The organism is Streptomyces sp. CO7 (genome assembly GCF_053474865.1).
Window position 1 is genome coordinate 117,134 of sequence record NZ_JBRIOU010000007.1, and the last position, 841, is coordinate 117,974.

Consider the following 841-nt stretch of genomic DNA (forward strand, 5'->3'; position numbering starts at 1 on the left):
GTGGTCTCCTGGGCACTCTGCCGGGCCGCCACGGCAGGGGGCGTGTCGGGGAACCGCGCGGTCGCCGGGGGCGGAGGCGGCGCCCCGGACCCGGTGGCCTGCTCCGTCTCGCCGCGCTGCGGGGAACGGGGCGCGGAGGAGGGCGGCGGGTCGTGCGGCGGCCGGACCGGCGGCGCCGGACGGCGCGCTTCCGTGCTCATCTCCACCCCCGCCTCGTGCCTGGTGTGCGCGTCACTCTACGGCCAGACGCCGCCGGTGCGGGAACCGGTTCTCGCGGTCGCGGCATCTGCCCGGATCGTCCCCCTACCCTGGCGTGCCCATGCCTGGCACGCTGCGACCATGACTGCCCGAGCCGCCGACCGGGCCCGGTACGACCGGGCCACCGCCCACCTCGACGCGCCCCTGGCCGTCGTCGACCTGGAGGCCTTCGACGCCAACGCCGACGATCTGGTCCGCCGGGCCGGGGGCAAACCCGTGCGGGTGGCCAGCAAGTCGGTCCGCTGCCGGCCGCTGCTGGAGCGCGTGCTGGCGCGGCCGGGCTTCGCCGGGATCATGTCGTTCACCCTGCCCGAGTCGCTGTGGCTGGCCCGGGGCGGTCTCGACGACGTCCTGTGCGCCTATCCGTCGGCGGACCGGTCCGCCTTCGCCGAGCTGTGCGCCGACCCCAAGCTCGCCGCGGCGGTGACGGTGATGGTCGACGACCCGGCGCAGCTGCGGCTGATCGAGGAGGCGCGCGGGGAGGGCCGGGAGACGGTCCGGGTCTGCCTGGAGCTGGACACCTCGCTGCGGCTGCCGGGCGGGCGGGTCCGGGGGGGCGCCCGCCCCGCAGCCGCAGCGAGGG

The 841-nt window shown here is 77.5% G+C and carries 1 protein-coding gene and 1 pseudogene; one reads left to right on the forward strand and one right to left on the reverse strand.

Annotation, left to right across the window (positions count from 1 at the left end; genetic code table 11):
* A pseudogene (locus ACOV8S_RS24365) lies at positions 1-200 on the reverse strand (hypothetical protein); the annotation flags it as partial.
* A 139-nt stretch (positions 201-339) separates the two neighbouring features.
* Between ACOV8S_RS24365 and ACOV8S_RS24370 the strand changes: the two are divergent.
* A partial coding sequence (locus tag ACOV8S_RS24370; RefSeq protein WP_448320300.1) for an alanine racemase occupies positions 340-841 on the forward strand: 502 nt, incomplete at its 3' end.